Raw genomic sequence first — 15991 nt, 5'->3', positions numbered from 1 at the left:
ATGAATCTCCAAATCGTGGCGCTGCTGGGACAGGACGGCATCACCAACGGCGCCATCTATGCGCTGCTGGCGCTTTCCATCGTGCTGGTGTTTACCGTCACCCGCATCCTCCTGATCCCGCAGGGCGAATTCGTCTCCTTCGGCGCGCTGACCATGGGCATGATGCAAAACGGCCAGCCGCTTACCGTGGCCTGGCTGCTGGTTGCGTTATGCCTGGGTTCGGCCGCGTTCGACCTGGCCGACATGTGGCGCGGCGCGCGGCGTCGCCCCAGCCTGTGGCTGCCGGCCAAGCTGGCGTATGCGGCGGCGGTCGCCTGGCTGGCCTTCACGCTGCCCTTCGCCACGCTGCCGATGCCGCTGCAGGTGGCCATGACCTTGCTGCTGCTGGTGCCGATGGGGCCGTTGATGTACCGTATCGTGTTCCAGCCCATCGCCGGCGCTTCGCCGCTGGTGCTGCTGGTGGTATCGATCGCCGTGCACGTGGCGCTGGTCGGCGTGGCGCTGCTGGTGTTCGGCCCCGAGGGCGTACGCACCGCGCCGTTTACCGACGCCGCGTTGGAACTGGGATCGCTGCGCTTGAGCAGCCAGGCGATCTGGGTCATCGGCGTGTCGCTGCTGCTGATCGTGGGCCTGTTTCTGATGTTCGAGCGCACGCTGTACGGCAAGGCCCTGCGTGCGGCCGCGCTGAACCGCATGGGCGCGCGCCTGATGGGCATCTCGCCGGTGTTCGCCGGCAAGGCCATGTTCTTCCTCGCCGCGCTGATCGGCGTGATGTCGGGGATCCTGATCGCTCCCATCACCACCATGTATTACGACTCGGGCTTCCTGATCAGCCTCAAGGGCTTCGTCGGTTCCATCATCGGCGGCCTGGTGAGCTATCCGGCTGCCGCCATCGGCGCCGTCGCGATCGGCCTGATCGAATCGTTCTCCACCTTCTGGGCCAGCGCCTACAAGGAAATCATCGTGTTTGTCCTGATCATCCCGATCCTGCTGTGGCGCTCGCTGACCAGCCGCCATGTGGAGGACGAAGAATGAAGCGTCCCGTTTCTTCGCGCACGGTGCTGGGCGTGTTCGTGCTGCTGTTGGCGGCCGCGCCGTTGGTGCTGCCCTCGTTCTACATGACCTTGCTCAACAATATCGGCCTGGCTGCGCTGGTGGTGCTGGGGCTGGTGCTGCTGACCGGCGTGGCCGGCCTGACCAGTTTCGGCCAGGCGGCCTTCGTCGGCCTGGGCGCCTACATCTCGGCGGCGCTGTCGGCCAATGTGCTGCCGCTGCCGGCGGCGCTGGCCTGGATGCATTCGCCGTGGGCGGCGCTGGTGGTGGCATTGGCGCTGACGGCCTTGCTGGCGCTGCTGGTGGGCGGCGTCACGCTCAAGCTGTCGGGCCATTACCTGCCGCTGGGCACCATCGCCTGGGGCATCAGCATGTATTTCATCTTCGGCACGCTGGAGAGCATGGGCGGCCAGACCGGCATGTCGGGCATCCCGTCGATCTCGCTGTTCGGTCTGGCGCTGACGTCGGACCGGCTGATCTACGGCCTGATCTGGATTGCGGTGCTGCTCGGGGTGGCGGCGCTGAACAACCTGCTCGACTCGCGCCAGGGCCGCGCCATCCGCGCGCTCAAGGGCGGCATGGTGATGGCCGAGGCGATGGGCATCGACACGGCGCGCTCGCGCATCGTGATCTTCGTGCTGGCGGCGCTGTTCGCGGCGGTGTCCGGCTGGCTGTACGTGCACATGCAGCGCTTCGTCAATCCCTCGCCGTTCGGCCTGGGCTTCGGCATCGATTACCTGTTCATGGCGGTGCTGGGGGGCGCCAGCCATGTCTGGGGCGCGCTGCTGGGTTCCGGCCTGATCGTGATCCTCAAGGAATGGCTGCAGGGCCTGCTGCCGGCGCTGCTGGGGCGCTCGGGCAACTTCGAGAGCATCGTCTTCGGCCTGCTGATCGTGGTGCTGCTGCAGCGCTCGCGCGATGGCATCTGGCCTTACCTGGCCAGGCTGGTGCCGGTGCGCGCGCGCCGCCTGCAGATCGACCCCGATGCCGAACCGCTGCCGCGCCGCGCTGCGCTCAATCCCGACGAGGTGGTGCTGGATGTGCGCGATGTCACGCGCAAGTTCGGCGGACTGGTGGCCAACAACAACATGAACCTGAAGGTCTTCGCCGGCGAGGTGCTGGCCCTGATCGGCCCCAACGGCGCCGGCAAGTCGACCTTGTTCAACCAGATATCGGGCGTGGATACGCCGACCTCGGGCAGCGTGCAGTTCCGCGGCCATGAGGTGACGGGCAAGGGTTCGCGCCACACCGCCGGCCTGGGCATGAGCCGCAGCTTCCAGCATGTGCGCCTGATGTCGCGCATGACGGTGCTGGAGAACGTCGCCATCGGCGCCCACTTGCGCGGCAAGCGCGGAGTGCTGGCCTCGATGCTGCGGCTGGACCGCAAGGAAGAAGCGCGCATCCTGGCCGAGGCGGCGCGCCAGATCGAGCGTGTGGGCCTGAAGGCGCAGATGCATGCGCTGGCGGGTTCGCTCTCGCTGGGACAGCAGCGCATTCTGGAGATCGCCCGTGCGCTGGCCGCCGATCCCTGCCTGCTGCTGCTGGACGAACCGGCCGCCGGCCTGCGCCTGGGCGAGAAGCAGGCGCTGGGCGACCTGCTGCGCCGGCTGCGCGCCGAGGGCATGGCGATCCTGCTGGTCGAGCATGACATGGATTTCGTGATGGAACTGGTGGACCGCATCGTGGTGATGGACTTCGGCCAGAAGATCGCCGAGGGCTTGCCCGAAGAGATCCAGAACAACCAGGCGGTGCTGGAAGCCTATCTCGGCGTGGCCGACGAGGAAGAGGCGCCGCCGCTGTCATCGTCACCGTCGCCGCAAGCGGCAATCGCGGGAGCGCAACATGGGCAATAAGGTATTGGAAGTGCGCGACCTGTCTGCGGGCTACGGCCGTGTCCAGGTGCTCTCGGGCATCAACCTCGGCGTCGAGCAGGGCAAGATCGTCACCGTTATCGGCCCCAACGGCGCCGGCAAGACCACGCTGCTGTCGGCCATCATGGGCGTGCTGTCTTCGCGCGGCGCGATGGCTTTCGACGGCGTCATCCGCACTTCGCCCGAGGTGGAAGAGATGGTGGCCGCCGGCATGACGCTGGTGCCGGAAAAGCGCGAGCTGTTCTCCGAGATGAATATCGAGGACAACCTGATGCTGGGCGCCTTCCACCGCTACCGCACCGGCCGGCGCGATTACAAGGACACGCTGGAAGAGGTCTACACGCTGTTCCCGCGCCTGCGCGAGCGGCGCACGCAATTGGCCGGCACGCTCTCGGGCGGCGAGCGCCAGATGCTGGCGGTGGGCCGCGCGCTGATGGCCAAGCCCAAGCTGCTGATGCTGGACGAACCCAGCCTGGGCCTGGCGCCGCTGATCGTGCGCGAGATCTTCCGCATCATCGCCGAGTTGCGCCGGCGCGGCGTTTCCATCCTGCTGGTGGAGCAGAACGCGCGCGCCGCGCTGCAGGTGGCCGACTATGGTTACGTGCTGGAAAACGGCGAGATCAGGATGCATGGCCCGGCCAGCCAACTGGCGCACGACCCGCGCGTGATCGAGGCTTACCTGGGCCTGTCAGGCAAGCACCAGGACAAGCTGGCGGGCTGAAGGCGGCCAATAACCGGAAGTGACATGCCGGCGGCGGGCCGCCGGCAGGGCGGAGCATCGCCTTCGACAAACAATTCGCCAATGTTGGGTGAGCGACATGAGCATTGAGAACAAAGTGGCGCCGGAAAACGCCTTGCGTATCTGCATCGCCGGCGCCGGCGCCATTGGCGGCACGCTGGCGGTGCGGCTGTCGGTTGCCGGCCATCACGTCAGCGTGCTGGCGCGCGGCAGCACGCTGCAGGCCATCCGTGACAACGGGCTGGTGCTGCACGACCTGCACGGCGAGAGCCACGCGCGGCCCGCCGCCAGCGAGCGTCCCGACTTCGGCCTGCAGGACGCGATCTTCGTCTGCGCCAAGAGCCAGGACATGGCCGGCCTGCTGCCGCAATTGCGGCCGATGGTCGGCCCCGGCACGGTGGTGATCCCGACCAACAATGGCGTGCCATGGTGGTACTTCCACAAGGAGGGCGGACGCTTCGACGGCGAGCCGGTGCGCGCGGTCGACCCACAAGGCGCGCTGGCGCAGGCCGTGCCGCTGGAGAACCTGGTCGGCAGCGTGCTGTTCATCACCGCCGAGGTCGCCGCGCCGGGCCTGATCAGGTCGGTCAATCCGCACCTGATCGTGCTGGGCGAACCTTCCGGCGAAATGAGCGGGCGCCTCATGCGCGTGCGCGCCGCGATCGAGGCCGCCGGCATCGAGGCGCGCGCCACCGACCGCATCCGCGACAAGCTGTGGACCAAGATCATCGCCAACATCAGCACCAATCCGCTGTCGGTGATCACGCATGGCACGCTGGAGCAGCTCTACGGCCAGCCCGAACTGCGCGAGGTGGTCACCCAGATCATGCGCGAGGCCTTGCTGGTGGCATCAAGCTACGGCGCGCGCGTGGATATCGACCCGCTTACCTTCGTGCAGTTGGGCGAGGCGATGGGCCCGTTCCGCACCTCGATGCTGCAAGACCTGGAACGCGGCCGGCCGCTGGAGCTGGCGGCCATCGGCGACGCCGTGCTGGAACTGGCCGGACGTTTTGCCGTGCCGATGCCGATCACGCGCGCGGTGGTATCGCTGGCGCGTTTTCGCGGCGCGGCCGCGCAGCGGGAATACGCCGCCCACGCGGCCTGACAGCATCCGGGGAAGCGGCCGCGCCGGGAGCGGCGCGGCCTTATCAATGACAGACAGCATCAGGAGTTGCAACGATGAGCATCATGCAATACAGCTACGGCGCCGAGCAGCCGGCCCACTGCAGCGACGAGGAATGGCGCTTGCGCATCCAGCTGGCGCACTGCTATCGGCTGGTGGATTACCTTGGCTGGACCGAGATGATCTTCAATCACATCTCGGCGCGCCTGCCGGGGCCGCAGAACCATTACCTGGTCAACCCCTTCGCGCTGAATTACAACGAGGTGACGCCGGCCAACCTGCTCAAGGTCGGCCTCGACGGCCACCTGGTCGAAGCGTCCGAATACAAGGCCAACCCCGCCGGCTTCGCCCTGCACAGCGCCATCCACGGCGCGCGCGACGACCTGCATTGCGTGATCCACACGCACACCACGCCGATCTCGGCGGTGACCATGAAGAAGTCCGGTTTCGAGCACAACGACTTCTACGGCGCGCAACTGTTCGGCCGCATCGGCTACCACGCGTTCGAGGGCATTACGCTGTTCGCCGAAGAGAAGGAGCGCATGCTGGAGAGCCTGGGCGAGAAGCACATCCTGGTGCTGCGCAACCACGGCGTGGCGGTGTGCGAGCGCGACATCCAGCGCGCCTTCTTCCTGCTGTGGACGGTACAGCGCGCCGCCGAGATCCAGGCGGCCGGGCGGGCGATGGGCGGGGAGGATGTGCAACTGAGCGACGAGGTGCGGCAGAAGTGCGCCGACCTGACGCAGCAGTTGATCCACAATGACGGGTTTGCGGTGATTTTCTTCGAGGCGATCGTGCGGAAGATGCTGAAGGCGCAGAAGCTGGCCTGAACCTCGCCAGCCCAGCGGCAACGCCGGTTCAGGTGTGCGTCAGCGGCTTGACCTGCAAGCCCAGGCCCATCGCCTTGAGGATGGCGGTGAGGCTGGCAAGGCCGGGATTGCCCTCCGACGACAGCGTGCGGTAGAGCTGGGTCGGGTTCAACTGCGCCCGCTCGGCCACCGCCGGCACGCCGCCGAATGCCTGCGCCAGCTGGCGCAGCACGACCAGCAGCTCGGACTGGTCGCCGTCTTCGAGGATGGCGTTGATCACGTCCAGCGCCAGGGCCGGGTCTTCTCGGTACATTTCGGCCATGACTTCGTCATTGGGTCTGCTTCTCATGATCGCTCCTTTGCAGCCAATCTTTCCAGTATTCGACGGCGCGCGCAATATCGGCCTCTTGTGTGCGCTTGTCGCCACCGCATAGCAGCAGGACGATGCGGCCGCCTGTGCTGGCGAAATACACCCGATAACCCGGGCCTGTATCGATGCGCAGCTCCCACACGCCATCCCGGCAAAACTTGTGGTCGCCGAAATTGCCGTTCTCCATTCGCACTACTCGCCGGATCACGGCCATCTTTGCACGCGCGTCTCGTAAGCCCTGCAGCCAGTCGCCGTAGATGTTTTTCCGCCTGTCGGCAGTCAGGTAGTGCTCGACGAGATAATTCATTTTCGTTTATTGACGAATAAAAATCAAGGAAATGATATTGGCGCGCTGCAACCTCTCTGGATAATGGAATGATAAAAAAAGGACGGATGCCCGTGCAGGCATCCGTCCTCGCGAATCAACGAAATCTGTGGAGATTTCTATGGCGTCAGCGCTGCATCCCCCAGCGCTTCACCGTCACCCGCTCCAGCGTATTGAATACCAGGTTCTCCACCAGCAGGCCGATCAGGATCACCATCGCCAGTCCGGCGAATACCTTGTCGGTATAGAGCTCGTTGCGGTTCTGGAAGATGTACCAGCCCAGGCCGCCCTTGCCGCTGGTGGCGCCGAACACCAGCTCGGCGGCGATCAGCGTGCGCCAGGCGAAGGCCCAGCCGATGCGCAGGCCGGCCAGGATCGACGGCAGCGCGGCCGGCACCAGCACCTGCAGCACGAACGGCAGGCCGCGCAAGCCATAGTTGCGGCCGGCCATGCGCAAGGTGTCGGATACGCCCAAAAAGCCGGCGTAGGTATTGACCGCCAGCGCCCACAGCACCGAATGCACCAGCACGAAGATCAGGCTGCCCTGGCCCAGGCCGAACCACAGCAGGGCGATGGGCAGCAGGGCGATGGCCGGCAAGGGGTTGAACATCGAGGTCAGCGTGCTCAAGAGGTCGCGGCCGAACTGGGTGGAGACCGCCAGCGTGGTCAGCACGAAGGCGGCGGCGATGCCCAGCACATAGGCCTTGAGCAGCACCTGCAACGACAGCCAGGTCTTGTTGAACAGCTCGCCGCTGGCGAGGCCGTCGGCAAAGGCCTGCGCGGTCTGGCCGAAGGTGGGCAGCAGCAGGTCGTTGTCCTGCCAGCGGCCGACGAGTTCCCACACGATGGCCAGCAGCAACAGGATCGCGCCCTTGCGGATCCAGGCTTGCTGCCAGATGCGCTGGGGCAGCGAGAGGCGGCGTTCCAGTACCACGCCGGACAAGGGCGTCAGCGGCAGTTCATATTCTTCCCGCACGGGGGGCGTCAGGTTCATGGTGCTTATCTCGGTGGGCGCGGCGCTTCAGTAGGAGAAGCGCACGTCGCCGAAATTGATCGGTTTCTCCGGTGCGGCGGGGGCCGCGCCTTCGTCGAACAGCAGCCGGTGGATACGCTGCGCGGTCTGCTGGAAACCGGCGCCGCCCAGGCTGGCGAGGTCGTACTGGTGGCTGTTGATTTCGGCGCGCACGCGGCCCGGATGGGGCGAGAGCAGCAGGATGCGGTTGCCCACCACCAGCGCCTCTTCGATCGAGTGGGTGACGAACAGCAGCGTGAAGCGCACCTCGTCCCACAGCGTCAGCAGTTCTTCCTGCATCTTGCGGCGGGTCAGCGCATCGAGCGCGGCGAAGGGCTCGTCCATCAGCAGCATCTTGGGCTGCATGGCCAGCGCCCGGGCGATCGCCACGCGCGCCTTCATGCCGCCCGAGAGCGTGTGCGGATAGGCGTCGGCGAAGCGCGCCAGGCCGACTTTCTCCAGGTAGTGGCGGGCGCGTTCGGCGGCTGCGCGCTTGCCCAGCGTCTTCGAAGCCAGCAGCGGGAACATCACGTTTTGCAGCACCGTCTTCCACGGCGGCAGCTGGTCGAATTCCTGGAACACCACGATGCGGTCCGGGCCCGGATGGCGCACGGTCTGGCCATCCAGCCGAATCTCGCCGGAAGCCGGGGGCAGGAAGCCCGCCACCGATTTCAGCAGGCTCGACTTGCCGCAGCCGGAAGGGCCGAGCAGCACGAAGCGGTCGGCCGGATAGACGCCGAAGCTGACATCATGCGTGGCCTGCACCACGGCCGAGGCGGTGCGGTACTGCAGGCTGACCTGGTCTACCTGCAGCAGCGGCGTGGAGGCCTGGACGGCGGCCGATACGCTGGCCGCTTCAGCTGCCGGGTTGTGCATACGCTTCCTCGAAGAAGTAGTCTTTCCATGACGTCGCGCGGTTCTTCAGCACGCCGATCTCATGCAGCTTTTCGGCATACACGAAGCTGCGCTCGGGCGAGACGGTGAAATTGATTTCCGGGTCTTCCACGATCTTGCGCACGAACTCCGGCGCCAGCTTGGACTTCTGCACGCGGATGAAGGTATCGGCCGCCTTGGCCTTGTTGTTGCGGATGAATTCGGCCGCTTCCACCAGCGCGTTGTAGAAGGCGCGGTAGGTCTTCGGGTTCTCGTCGTGGAACTTCTGCGTGGTGTACAGGAAGTTGAAGGAGGCCGGGCCGCCCAGGATGTCGTAGGAGCTGATCACCTTGTGCACGTTCTTGTTTTCCAGCGCCTGGTACTGGAACGGCGGGCTGGAGAAATGGGCATTGATTTCCGAGCCGCCGGCCAGCAGCGCGGCGGTGGCGTCCGGGTGCGACAGGCTCACCGTGATGTCGTCGAAGCGCTTGTAGTTGTCCTTGCCATACAGCCTGGCGGTCTCGATCTGCAGCGTGCGCGACTGGAAGCCCACGCCCGCGGCCGGCACCGCGATGCGGTCCTTGCTGCTGAAATCCTTGACGGTCTTCACGTTCGGATTGCTCGACAGCAGGTAGTTGGGCATGGAGCCCAGCGAGGCGATCGCCTTGACGTTCTGGCGGCCGCGCGTGCGGTCCCACAGCACCAGCGCCGGCGGGGCGCCGGCCGAGACCACATCCAGCGCGCCGGCCAGGAGCGCCTCGTTCATGCCGGTGGAACCGGACAGGCTGTTCCATTCGACCTTGATGTCGAGACCTTCCTTCTTGCCCTGCTTTTCGATCAGCTTCTGGTCCTGCACCACGTCCAGGATCAGGTAGCCGATGCCGAACTGCTGGGCGATGCGGATCTGGCCTTCGGCATGCGCGTTGGCGACTAGGCCGAGGGCGATCAGGCCGGCCGTCAGGGCCGGGAAAAATGTGCGTGCGAACGGCATGTCAGCTGCCTCCCTGGATATGGGCGTCCTCGAAGAAGTAATCCTTCACCGAGGCCGGCTTGTTCTTGATGGCGCCCACGCGGTGCATGAACTCGGCCAGCGGATAAGTGTTCTGCGGGCCGATCTTGAACTGCACTTCCGGGTTCTTGATGATTTGCAGCAGCAGCTTGCGGTCGGTATTGCCCTTGTTGACCTTGAGGTAGATGTCGGCCGCCTTCTCGGGATTGGCGGCGATGAACTTCGCGGCTTCATCCAGCGCGCCGACGAAGGCGCTATAGGTCTTGGGGTTGTCGCGGCGGTATTTCTCGGTCGCGTACAACACCGTGGCGGAGGACGGGCCGCCCAGCACCTGGTAGGAGTTCAGCACGATGTGCGCTTTGGGATTGCCGGCCAGTTCCTGTTCCTGGAACGGCGGGTTGCCGAAGTGGCCGGTGATCTCGGTGCCGCCGCTGATGATGGCGGCGGTGGCGTCCGGGTGCGGCACGGCGATGCTGATCTTGTCCAGCTTGTTGTACTGGGCGTCGCCCCACAGCTTGGCCGAGGCGAACTGCAGCACGCGCGACTGCACCGACACGCCTACCGCCGGCAGCGCGATGCGGTCCTTCTCGGTGAAGTCGGCGATGGTCTTCACGTTCGGGTTGTTGCTCACCAGGTAGTAGGGGAAGTTGCCCAGCGACGCCACGCCGCGCACGTTTTGCTTGCCGTAGGTGCGGTCCCAGATGGTCAGGAGCGGGCCCACGCCGGCGCCGGCGATATCCACCGAGCCGGACAGCAAGGCGTCGTTGACGGCCGAACCGCCGGAGAGCTTGAGCCACTCGACCTTGATGTCCACGCCAGCGGCGCGGCCGTGCTTTTCGATCAGTTGCTGGTCCTGCGCGACGTTGAGCAACAGGTAGACGATGCCGAACTGCTCGGCGATGCGCAGCTGCCCTTCGGCATGCGCTGCCATCGGCGCGCCCAGCAGCGACAGCGCCAGTGCGCCGGTGGCCGAAGCGGCCAGGGTGTTGGAAATGAGGCGCCGGAGACGTCCCGGCGTGGGGCGAGCTGGTTGCATGATGTCCTGTCGTTGTGAAAGAGGGCCGGCTGGCCGTCGGGGAATTGACTTAGAACCATATTGCCGAAAAACCGTGGTTCTTTATTCGATTGGAGTATATAAAGGGAGCGGGAGAAAGAAAAACTCGATTACCGCATATCCATATGAGGCTACGGTATAGGCCGTGAAACCGTGTGGTTGGCGGCTTTTGGCGGTCGGGCCGGCCATGCGGCAAGGGCGCGGGAAGATGCGCCATGCCGGGAGCCGGCCGGCAAAACCCGAACCGCTGTATTGCCGTGCTGTCAAGTTCCGGATGCCTGGGCAGAGGCAGCGGCGCAACGTCCGGCATGCGGCCCGGGCAATTTGCGCGCACCGCAGGTAGAGTGCGATAAAGTACGCCTCCTGCCCGGCCGGATGCCCTGATTTACATTTTTTGCGCAAGGCCTGCGGCGACAATTTGAAGAAGCAAAGGGAGTCCGATGAGTTCGTCTCACACCAATCCAAATCTTTCCTTCCGTTCGCAGAAGCTGCACCTGATCACACTGGCCGCGCTCGGCGTGGTGTTCGGCGACATCGGCACCAGTCCGTTGTATGCGCTCAAGGAGTGTTTCAGCCCCGACCACGGCATCGCCTTTTCTCCCGACGCGGTGCTGGGCATCATCTCCATGCTGTTCTGGGCCATCACCATCGTGGTGAGCGTCAAATACGTGCTGTTCGTGCTGCGCGCCGACAATAACGGCGAAGGCGGCGTGCTGGCCCTGATGGCGCTGTCGCTGCGGTCGGCCGTGTCGGGCTCGCCGCGCGCCAAGCTGCTGATGATGCTGGGCGTGTTCGGCGCCTGCATGTTCTACGGCGACGTGGTGATCACGCCGGCCATCTCGGTGCTGTCGGCGGTGGAAGGGCTGGAGATCGCCGCGCCGCAGACCGCCCATGTGGTGATCCCGCTGACGATCGCCATCGTGGTGGTGCTGTTCCTGATCCAGCGCCACGGCACCAGCGTAGTGGGCCGTTTCTTCGGGCCGGTGATGTTCGCCTGGTTCCTGTCGCTGGCCTTGCTGGGCATATACAACATCGTCAAGGCGCCGGAAGTGCTGGTGGCGATCAATCCTTACTATGCCGCGCGCTTCATGGCCGAGCATTCGCTGCAGGCCTTCATCGTGCTGGGCTCGGTGGTGCTGGTGCTGACCGGGGCCGAGGCGCTGTATGCCGACATGGGCCACTTTGGCATCAAGCCGATCCGCTTCGCCTGGATTTTCACGGTCATGCCGGCGCTGCTGATCAACTACTTCGGCCAGGGCGCCAACCTGATCGCCAACCCGGCGGCGATCAAGAACCCCTTTTACCTGATGGTGCCCGAGGCGCTGGTGCTGCCGATGGTGCTGCTGGCGACCTGCGCCACGGTGATCGCGTCGCAGGCGGTGATCTCGGGCGCCTTCTCGCTGACCAGCCAGGCCATCCTGCTGGGCTTCGTGCCGCGCATGCGCATCCTGCACACCTCCGAAGACGAGCAGGGCCAGATCTATATCCCGCTGATCAACTGGATGTTGCTGGTGCTGGTGGTGGCCGTGGTGCTGGCCTTCAAGAAATCGGACAACCTGGCCGCCGCGTACGGCGTGGCGGTGACCACCACCATGGTGATCACCACCATGCTGCTGGGCGTGGTGATGCGCCATATCTGGAAGTGGCGGCTGCCGGCGGTGGTGCTGGTCATCAGCTGCTTCATGGTGGTGGACGTGGCGTTCTTTGCCGCCAACCTGCTCAAGCTCACCGAGGGTGGCTGGTTCCCGCTGGTGATCGGCGGCGCGGCGTTCTTCCTGCTGATGACGTGGTATTCCGGCCGCATGCTGCTGCGCATGCGCATCAAGGACGACGGCATCCCGCTGGAGCCCTTCGTCGAAGGCCTGCTGGCGCATCCGCCGCACCGCGTGGGCGGCACCGCCGTCTTCATGACCGGCAACATCAACACCGTGCCGGTGGCGCTGCTGCACAACCTCAAGCACAACCGCATCCTGCACGAGCGGGTGTTCTTCCTGAAGATCAGCATCTGGGACGTGCCTTACGTGGCCGACAGCGAGCGCCTGACCATCAAGGACCTGGGCGGCCAGGTTCACCTGCTGCGCGCTTCCTTCGGCTTCAAGGAGACGCCGGAGGTGAACCGCGTGATGGCGCTGGCCGAGCAGCAGTTCGGCCACCATTTCGACCTGATGGACACCTCGTTCTTCCTGGCGCGCGACACGGTGGTGCCGAGCAAGCTCTTGGGCATGTCGCTGTGGCGCGAGCGGCTGTTCGCCTGGATGTACCAGAACGGCGCCAAGCCATCGGACTTCTTCAACATTCCCGCCAACCGGGTGGTGGAGCTGGGCACCAAGATAGAAATCTGATCGCTGCCTGACGGCGGCCCGGAAAAGCAAAACGGCGATGAGCAATCATCGCCGTTTTGCTTTCTGCATTGCTGCCGCTTAATACCGCAATCTAATGCCGCATTCCAAGCACCACCGCCCCCGCTGCGATCACCACGCAAGACAGGACCCGCCGCAACGTCAGCTTTTCGCCCAGGAAGATCGCCCCGATCAGCAGCGCGAACAGCACCGAGGTTTCGCGCAGTGCCGAGACCATGCCCATCGGCGCCAGCGTGACGGCCCAGATGACGATGCCGTAGGCCAGCAGCGACATCACGCCGCCGAACAGGCTGATCCAGGTGTCGCGCTGGCCCAGGGCGAGCGGCGAACGGCGATGTTTGTAAAGGTAGATCAGCGCCAGCGGGATGCTGTCGAGCACGAACAGCCAGCCGGTATAGGAAATCGAGTCGCCGGCCAGGCGCGCGCCGATGCCGTCGGTGACGGTGTAGGCCGCGATGAAGGCGCCGGTGGCAAAGGCGGCTGCCGGCGCCCGCAGGTGTTCGCGGTTGCCGATGCCGCGCAGGTTGGCCAGGCTGACGATACCCACGGAGACCAGCGCGATGCCGATGGCGGTATAGATGCCCAATTGCTCGCCGGCGAACACGGCGGCGCCCAGCGCCACCAGCAGCGGCGAGGAGCCGCGCGCGATGGGGTAGGACTGGCCGAAGTCGCCGATCTTGTAGGCGCGGATCAGGAACAGGTTGTAGCCGGTATGCAGGATGCCGGAGAGGATGATGCAAAACCAACTGGCCGGATCGGGCAGCGGGCGCCACAGCACCAGCGGGACGGCGGCCACGCCGGCGCCGATGGTCATCAGCGACAGTGAGGCCAGGCGGTCGGCGCTGCTCTTGAGCAAGGCGTTCCACGAGGCATGCAACAGGGCGGCTGTCAGTACCAGCCCGATGATGGCGAGGTTCATAGAGTTGCGCGGCAGCGCCAGAGAGAATGGCCGGAGGCGAGGTACTTGCGCTCGAAGGGGGTGATGGGGGCGTCGGTGGCGTAGGGCTCGGCGACGGCGTGCAGCCCGCTCAACTGGTTCAGCGCCGCGGCGAATTCCTCGACATAGATGCGCCAGTTGCTGCGGCATTCGAGATGGCCGCCCAGTTGGAGGATGGTTGGGAAGACGGCGTGGCCGTGCCAGCGTCGTGCGAGGTGGCCGATCTTGGGCCAGGGATTGGGATAGAGCAGGTAGTGGCGCGCCGGACGCCAGCCGGCATCGGCCGCCAGGCGCCAGTAGTCGACCAGGTCGGCCCGCACGAAACACAGGTTGCCGGGTTCCGGGCCTTCCCAATGCGTGTTGCGCGCCAGCCGGTCGGCCGACTGGTCGATGCCGATCACGAAGTGGTCGGGGTATTGCGCAGCCAGGTGCAGTGTCGACAGCCCCACGCCGCAGCCGGTGTCGAGGATCAGCGGCGCTTCGCCGGCGGCGCGCCAGGCCGCCATGCTGTGCTCGAAGGCGCGGCGGTTGTAGTCGGCGATAGGTTTGCGGAACGCGTGTGCGGCATGGCGCGCGACGAGGTCGGCCAGCTGTTCATGCGTGCCGGTTTGCGCGCTGCTGATGGGGGATGAGTTCACGGACTGCGCAAAAGAAGACGAAAGCGCAATTCTAGGGCTTGTTCGCCATTATTTCAGCAGAGCAGTAGAGCGGCAGCGCAAAGAAAAACGCCGCGCTGGCGGGCGCGGCGTTTTCACGGGATGGTGGAGGGAGGATTCAATGCAGCGTCATCGGGTGGCGCATCATCACGTCGTAGCGGCTCAGGAAGGTGTCGATGTCTTCCATTGTCGGTTCGCTGGCGATGAGCTCTTGCACATCCTTGCGGAACAGTTCTGCGGCGGGGCCGTCGATGTAGATTTCCCGTTGGCCCGATTTGTCCATGATTTCGTAGCCGCCGAAACGCAGGGCTTCATGGTCGGTGTCGGCACCGAATTCGACGACGCTGTACTGTTCACTGTTGTAGATGAGATTCATAGTGACTCCTTATGCTGGAATACTGCTTCGAAAAGGAAGTGGCGTCTTCACTGGGAATTTCAAGAGCAAGCCCGAAGAACCTGTTCTGGCGGGCCGTGATGCTTTATTGCTATCTTGCTGCGGTACCTCCGGGAGCAACCCCATGCGCTCCCTGAGTCTGGTTACGGCGTTTTTGCCTGAAACTTTGATATTTCGACTGTATCCCCGTTTTCCCTGCATCGTACGGCCGTTGCGGACGATGGAATCACACAAGTAGATGAAACCGTGTGCCGGAAGTTCATCGCCGGGCGGGCGTTGCCGGGGCGCAAACAATTCCGCAAACCCGGCGCCGCGCCGCCATTGCCGGACCTTTCCGGCGCGGCGCCGGCGCGATACCGTAAAACTACCGTCCTTTTCACGCGATGCATGCGTGACGCCGGTGCAACTGGCGAAGCGCTTGTGTGCAGGATGCAAGCAGCAAGGGGAAATGGAAATCAGGAAAATTCTGAGTCCGGAAAGAAACTTGCGAAGCGGCTGCAATCGATGCGGGGACGGGCGCGCCTTTGATTGGCATGCCATGAAAGCAAACAGGACCGCCAAGCGGTCCTGTTTGTTGGTGTCGGTGCCGGATGCCGTCGGACGGCATGGCCGCGTTCAATGGTTCTTCTTGGCCAGCTTGCCGGGTTCCACGCCCAGTTGTTTCAGCTTGCGGTAGAGGTGGGTGCGTTCCAGCCCGGTGCGTTCGGCCACGCGTGTCATGCTGCCGTTTTCGCGCACCAGGTGGTATTCGAAATAGGCGCGTTCGAAGGCATCGCGCGCCTCGCGCAGCGGCAGGTCGAAGGAGATGTTGGCGGCATTGTCGGCCACCTGGCTGTAAGGCGAGGCGGCCGGCATGCCATGGTGCAGCGGGTCGCCGCCCAGGGCGGGGGCGTAGCTGGCAATCGGGGCGGCGTGGTCGGCGGCGTGCAGGCTCTCGGTGCTGCCGTTGGCGACGGCGGCGATCGGGGCCGGACGGTAGCTGGCCGGGCGCGCCGGTTCGCGGCTGTGCGACAGCCCCTGCTGGACCGCCTTGAGCAGCTTTTGCAGCGCGATCGGCTTTTCCAGGAAGTTGAGCGCGCCGATGCGGGTGGCCTCGACGGCGGTGTCGATGGTGGCGTGGCCGGACATCATGATCACGGGCATCGTCAGCAGGCCGTCGCGCTGCCACTCCTTCAGGAGCGTGACGCCGTCGGTGTCGGGCATCCAGATATCCAGCAGCACGAGGTCGGGCACGCTGTTCTGGCGCAGCTCACGCGCTTGCTGCGCGTTCTCCGCGGTTGCCACGACATGTCCCTCATCGCCCAGAATTTCTGAGAGCAATTCGCGGATACCCATTTCGTCATCGACGACCAGGATGTTAGCCATGTGCTGCTTTCCTCGTTGCTAGTTCATTGTCCAAGTGTTCG

Annotated in this window: 16 protein-coding genes; 6 read left to right on the top strand and 10 right to left on the bottom strand. The window is 65.0% G+C overall.

Going from position 1 to position 15991, the window contains the following annotated elements; translation table 11 throughout:
- The 5 genes from AC07N6_RS14835 (at window position 1) to AC07N6_RS14815 (ending at window position 5616) form a co-directional block, all read left to right on the top strand.
- Window positions 1–1035: a branched-chain amino acid ABC transporter permease gene (locus AC07N6_RS14835; RefSeq protein ID WP_494782393.1), complete on the top strand. Its 1035-nt coding sequence runs from the start codon at window positions 1–3 to the stop codon at window positions 1033–1035.
- The gene (locus AC07N6_RS14830) at window positions 1032–2906 is read left to right on the top strand and encodes a branched-chain amino acid ABC transporter ATP-binding protein/permease (RefSeq protein ID WP_494782394.1); all 1875 of its coding nucleotides are present in this window, start codon (window positions 1032–1034) and stop codon (window positions 2904–2906) included. The genes AC07N6_RS14835 and AC07N6_RS14830 overlap by 4 nt, the downstream gene beginning before the upstream one ends.
- The gene (locus AC07N6_RS14825) at window positions 2896–3645 is read left to right on the top strand and encodes an ABC transporter ATP-binding protein (protein ID WP_494782395.1); all 750 of its coding nucleotides are present in this window, start codon (window positions 2896–2898) and stop codon (window positions 3643–3645) included. The genes AC07N6_RS14830 and AC07N6_RS14825 overlap by 11 nt, the downstream gene beginning before the upstream one ends.
- Before the next feature lie 97 nt (window positions 3646–3742).
- A complete protein-coding gene (locus tag AC07N6_RS14820; protein ID WP_494782396.1) occupies window positions 3743–4768 on the top strand; it encodes a ketopantoate reductase family protein in 1026 nt (341 codons plus the stop codon).
- Between the two features lie 74 nt (window positions 4769–4842).
- A complete protein-coding gene (locus AC07N6_RS14815) occupies window positions 4843–5616 on the top strand; it encodes a class II aldolase/adducin family protein (protein WP_494782397.1) in 774 nt (257 codons plus the stop codon).
- Window positions 5617–5644: 28 nt separating this feature from the next.
- Here AC07N6_RS14815 and AC07N6_RS14810 read toward each other — a convergent pair whose 3' ends face one another.
- The 6 genes from AC07N6_RS14810 to AC07N6_RS14785 form a co-directional block, all read right to left on the bottom strand.
- Complete coding sequence (locus AC07N6_RS14810) at window positions 5645–5944, bottom strand: helix-turn-helix domain-containing transcriptional regulator (RefSeq protein ID WP_494782398.1); 300 nt, start codon at window positions 5942–5944, stop codon at window positions 5645–5647.
- The gene (locus AC07N6_RS14805; RefSeq protein ID WP_494782399.1) at window positions 5925–6272 is read right to left on the bottom strand and encodes a type II toxin-antitoxin system RelE/ParE family toxin; all 348 of its coding nucleotides are present in this window, start codon (window positions 6270–6272) and stop codon (window positions 5925–5927) included. The genes AC07N6_RS14810 and AC07N6_RS14805 overlap by 20 nt, the downstream gene beginning before the upstream one ends.
- 145 nt (window positions 6273–6417) lie before the next feature.
- A complete protein-coding gene (locus AC07N6_RS14800) occupies window positions 6418–7284 on the bottom strand; it encodes an ABC transporter permease (protein ID WP_494782400.1) in 867 nt (288 codons plus the stop codon).
- 27 nt (window positions 7285–7311) lie between these two features.
- Entirely contained in the window at window positions 7312–8178 is an 867-nt protein-coding gene (locus AC07N6_RS14795; RefSeq protein WP_494782401.1) for an ABC transporter ATP-binding protein, read from the bottom strand.
- A complete protein-coding gene (locus tag AC07N6_RS14790) occupies window positions 8159–9166 on the bottom strand; it encodes an ABC transporter substrate-binding protein (RefSeq protein WP_494782402.1) in 1008 nt (335 codons plus the stop codon). The genes AC07N6_RS14795 and AC07N6_RS14790 overlap by 20 nt, the downstream gene beginning before the upstream one ends.
- Before the next feature lies 1 nt (window position 9167).
- Window positions 9168–10220, bottom strand: coding sequence for an ABC transporter substrate-binding protein (locus tag AC07N6_RS14785; RefSeq protein WP_494782403.1), 1053 nt, complete (start codon window positions 10218–10220; stop codon window positions 9168–9170).
- A 458-nt stretch (window positions 10221–10678) separates the two neighbouring features.
- On the opposite strand from AC07N6_RS14785, the gene AC07N6_RS14780 reads away from it, so the two are divergent.
- A complete protein-coding gene (locus AC07N6_RS14780; RefSeq protein WP_494782404.1) occupies window positions 10679–12580 on the top strand; it encodes a potassium transporter Kup in 1902 nt (633 codons plus the stop codon).
- 91 nt (window positions 12581–12671) lie between these two features.
- On the opposite strand, the gene AC07N6_RS14775 is transcribed toward AC07N6_RS14780, so the two are convergent.
- From AC07N6_RS14775 to AC07N6_RS14760, 4 genes are all read right to left on the bottom strand, one after another.
- Window positions 12672–13517: a DMT family transporter gene (locus tag AC07N6_RS14775; protein ID WP_494782405.1), complete on the bottom strand. Its 846-nt coding sequence runs from the start codon at window positions 13515–13517 to the stop codon at window positions 12672–12674.
- The gene (gene trmB / locus AC07N6_RS14770) at window positions 13514–14173 is read right to left on the bottom strand and encodes a tRNA (guanine(46)-N(7))-methyltransferase TrmB (protein ID WP_494782406.1); all 660 of its coding nucleotides are present in this window, start codon (window positions 14171–14173) and stop codon (window positions 13514–13516) included. Before trmB ends, AC07N6_RS14775 begins: the two co-directional genes overlap by 4 nt.
- 136 nt (window positions 14174–14309) lie before the next feature.
- Complete coding sequence (locus AC07N6_RS14765; protein ID WP_050468757.1) at window positions 14310–14567, bottom strand: BTH_I0359 family protein; 258 nt, start codon at window positions 14565–14567, stop codon at window positions 14310–14312.
- 633 nt (window positions 14568–15200) lie between these two features.
- Window positions 15201–15950 (bottom strand): response regulator, encoded by a 750-nt coding sequence (locus AC07N6_RS14760; protein WP_494782407.1) that lies wholly within the window; start codon window positions 15948–15950, stop codon window positions 15201–15203.
- Window positions 15951–15991 lie beyond the last annotated feature (41 nt).

The sequence above is a fragment of the Herbaspirillum sp. GW821-FHT09A12 genome, assembly GCF_059418325.1.
The sequence above is the reverse complement of the archived record's forward strand: the minus strand, read 5'-3'. Positions and strand labels throughout refer to the sequence as shown.

What these genes read in the sequence shown, in the direction of transcription:
- AC07N6_RS14835 (WP_494782393.1), top strand. Translation starts at nt 1, where the DNA reads ATGAATCTCCAAATCGTGGCGCTGCTGGGACAGGACGGCATCACCAAC.
- AC07N6_RS14830 (WP_494782394.1), top strand. Translation starts at nt 1,032, where the DNA reads ATGAAGCGTCCCGTTTCTTCGCGCACGGTGCTGGGCGTGTTCGTGCTG.
- AC07N6_RS14825 (WP_494782395.1), top strand. Translation starts at nt 2,896, where the DNA reads ATGGGCAATAAGGTATTGGAAGTGCGCGACCTGTCTGCGGGCTACGGC.
- AC07N6_RS14820 (WP_494782396.1), top strand. Translation starts at nt 3,743, where the DNA reads ATGAGCATTGAGAACAAAGTGGCGCCGGAAAACGCCTTGCGTATCTGC.
- AC07N6_RS14815 (WP_494782397.1), top strand. Translation starts at nt 4,843, where the DNA reads ATGAGCATCATGCAATACAGCTACGGCGCCGAGCAGCCGGCCCACTGC.
- AC07N6_RS14810 (WP_494782398.1), bottom strand. Translation starts at nt 5,944, where the DNA reads ATGAGAAGCAGACCCAATGACGAAGTCATGGCCGAAATGTACCGAGAA.
- AC07N6_RS14805 (WP_494782399.1), bottom strand. Translation starts at nt 6,272, where the DNA reads ATGAATTATCTCGTCGAGCACTACCTGACTGCCGACAGGCGGAAAAAC.
- AC07N6_RS14800 (WP_494782400.1), bottom strand. Translation starts at nt 7,284, where the DNA reads ATGAACCTGACGCCCCCCGTGCGGGAAGAATATGAACTGCCGCTGACG.
- AC07N6_RS14795 (WP_494782401.1), bottom strand. Translation starts at nt 8,178, where the DNA reads ATGCACAACCCGGCAGCTGAAGCGGCCAGCGTATCGGCCGCCGTCCAG.
- AC07N6_RS14790 (WP_494782402.1), bottom strand. Translation starts at nt 9,166, where the DNA reads ATGCCGTTCGCACGCACATTTTTCCCGGCCCTGACGGCCGGCCTGATC.
- AC07N6_RS14785 (WP_494782403.1), bottom strand. Translation starts at nt 10,220, where the DNA reads ATGCAACCAGCTCGCCCCACGCCGGGACGTCTCCGGCGCCTCATTTCC.
- AC07N6_RS14780 (WP_494782404.1), top strand. Translation starts at nt 10,679, where the DNA reads ATGAGTTCGTCTCACACCAATCCAAATCTTTCCTTCCGTTCGCAGAAG.
- AC07N6_RS14775 (WP_494782405.1), bottom strand. Translation starts at nt 13,517, where the DNA reads ATGAACCTCGCCATCATCGGGCTGGTACTGACAGCCGCCCTGTTGCAT.
- AC07N6_RS14765 (WP_050468757.1), bottom strand. Translation starts at nt 14,567, where the DNA reads ATGAATCTCATCTACAACAGTGAACAGTACAGCGTCGTCGAATTCGGT.
- AC07N6_RS14760 (WP_494782407.1), bottom strand. Translation starts at nt 15,950, where the DNA reads ATGGCTAACATCCTGGTCGTCGATGACGAAATGGGTATCCGCGAATTG.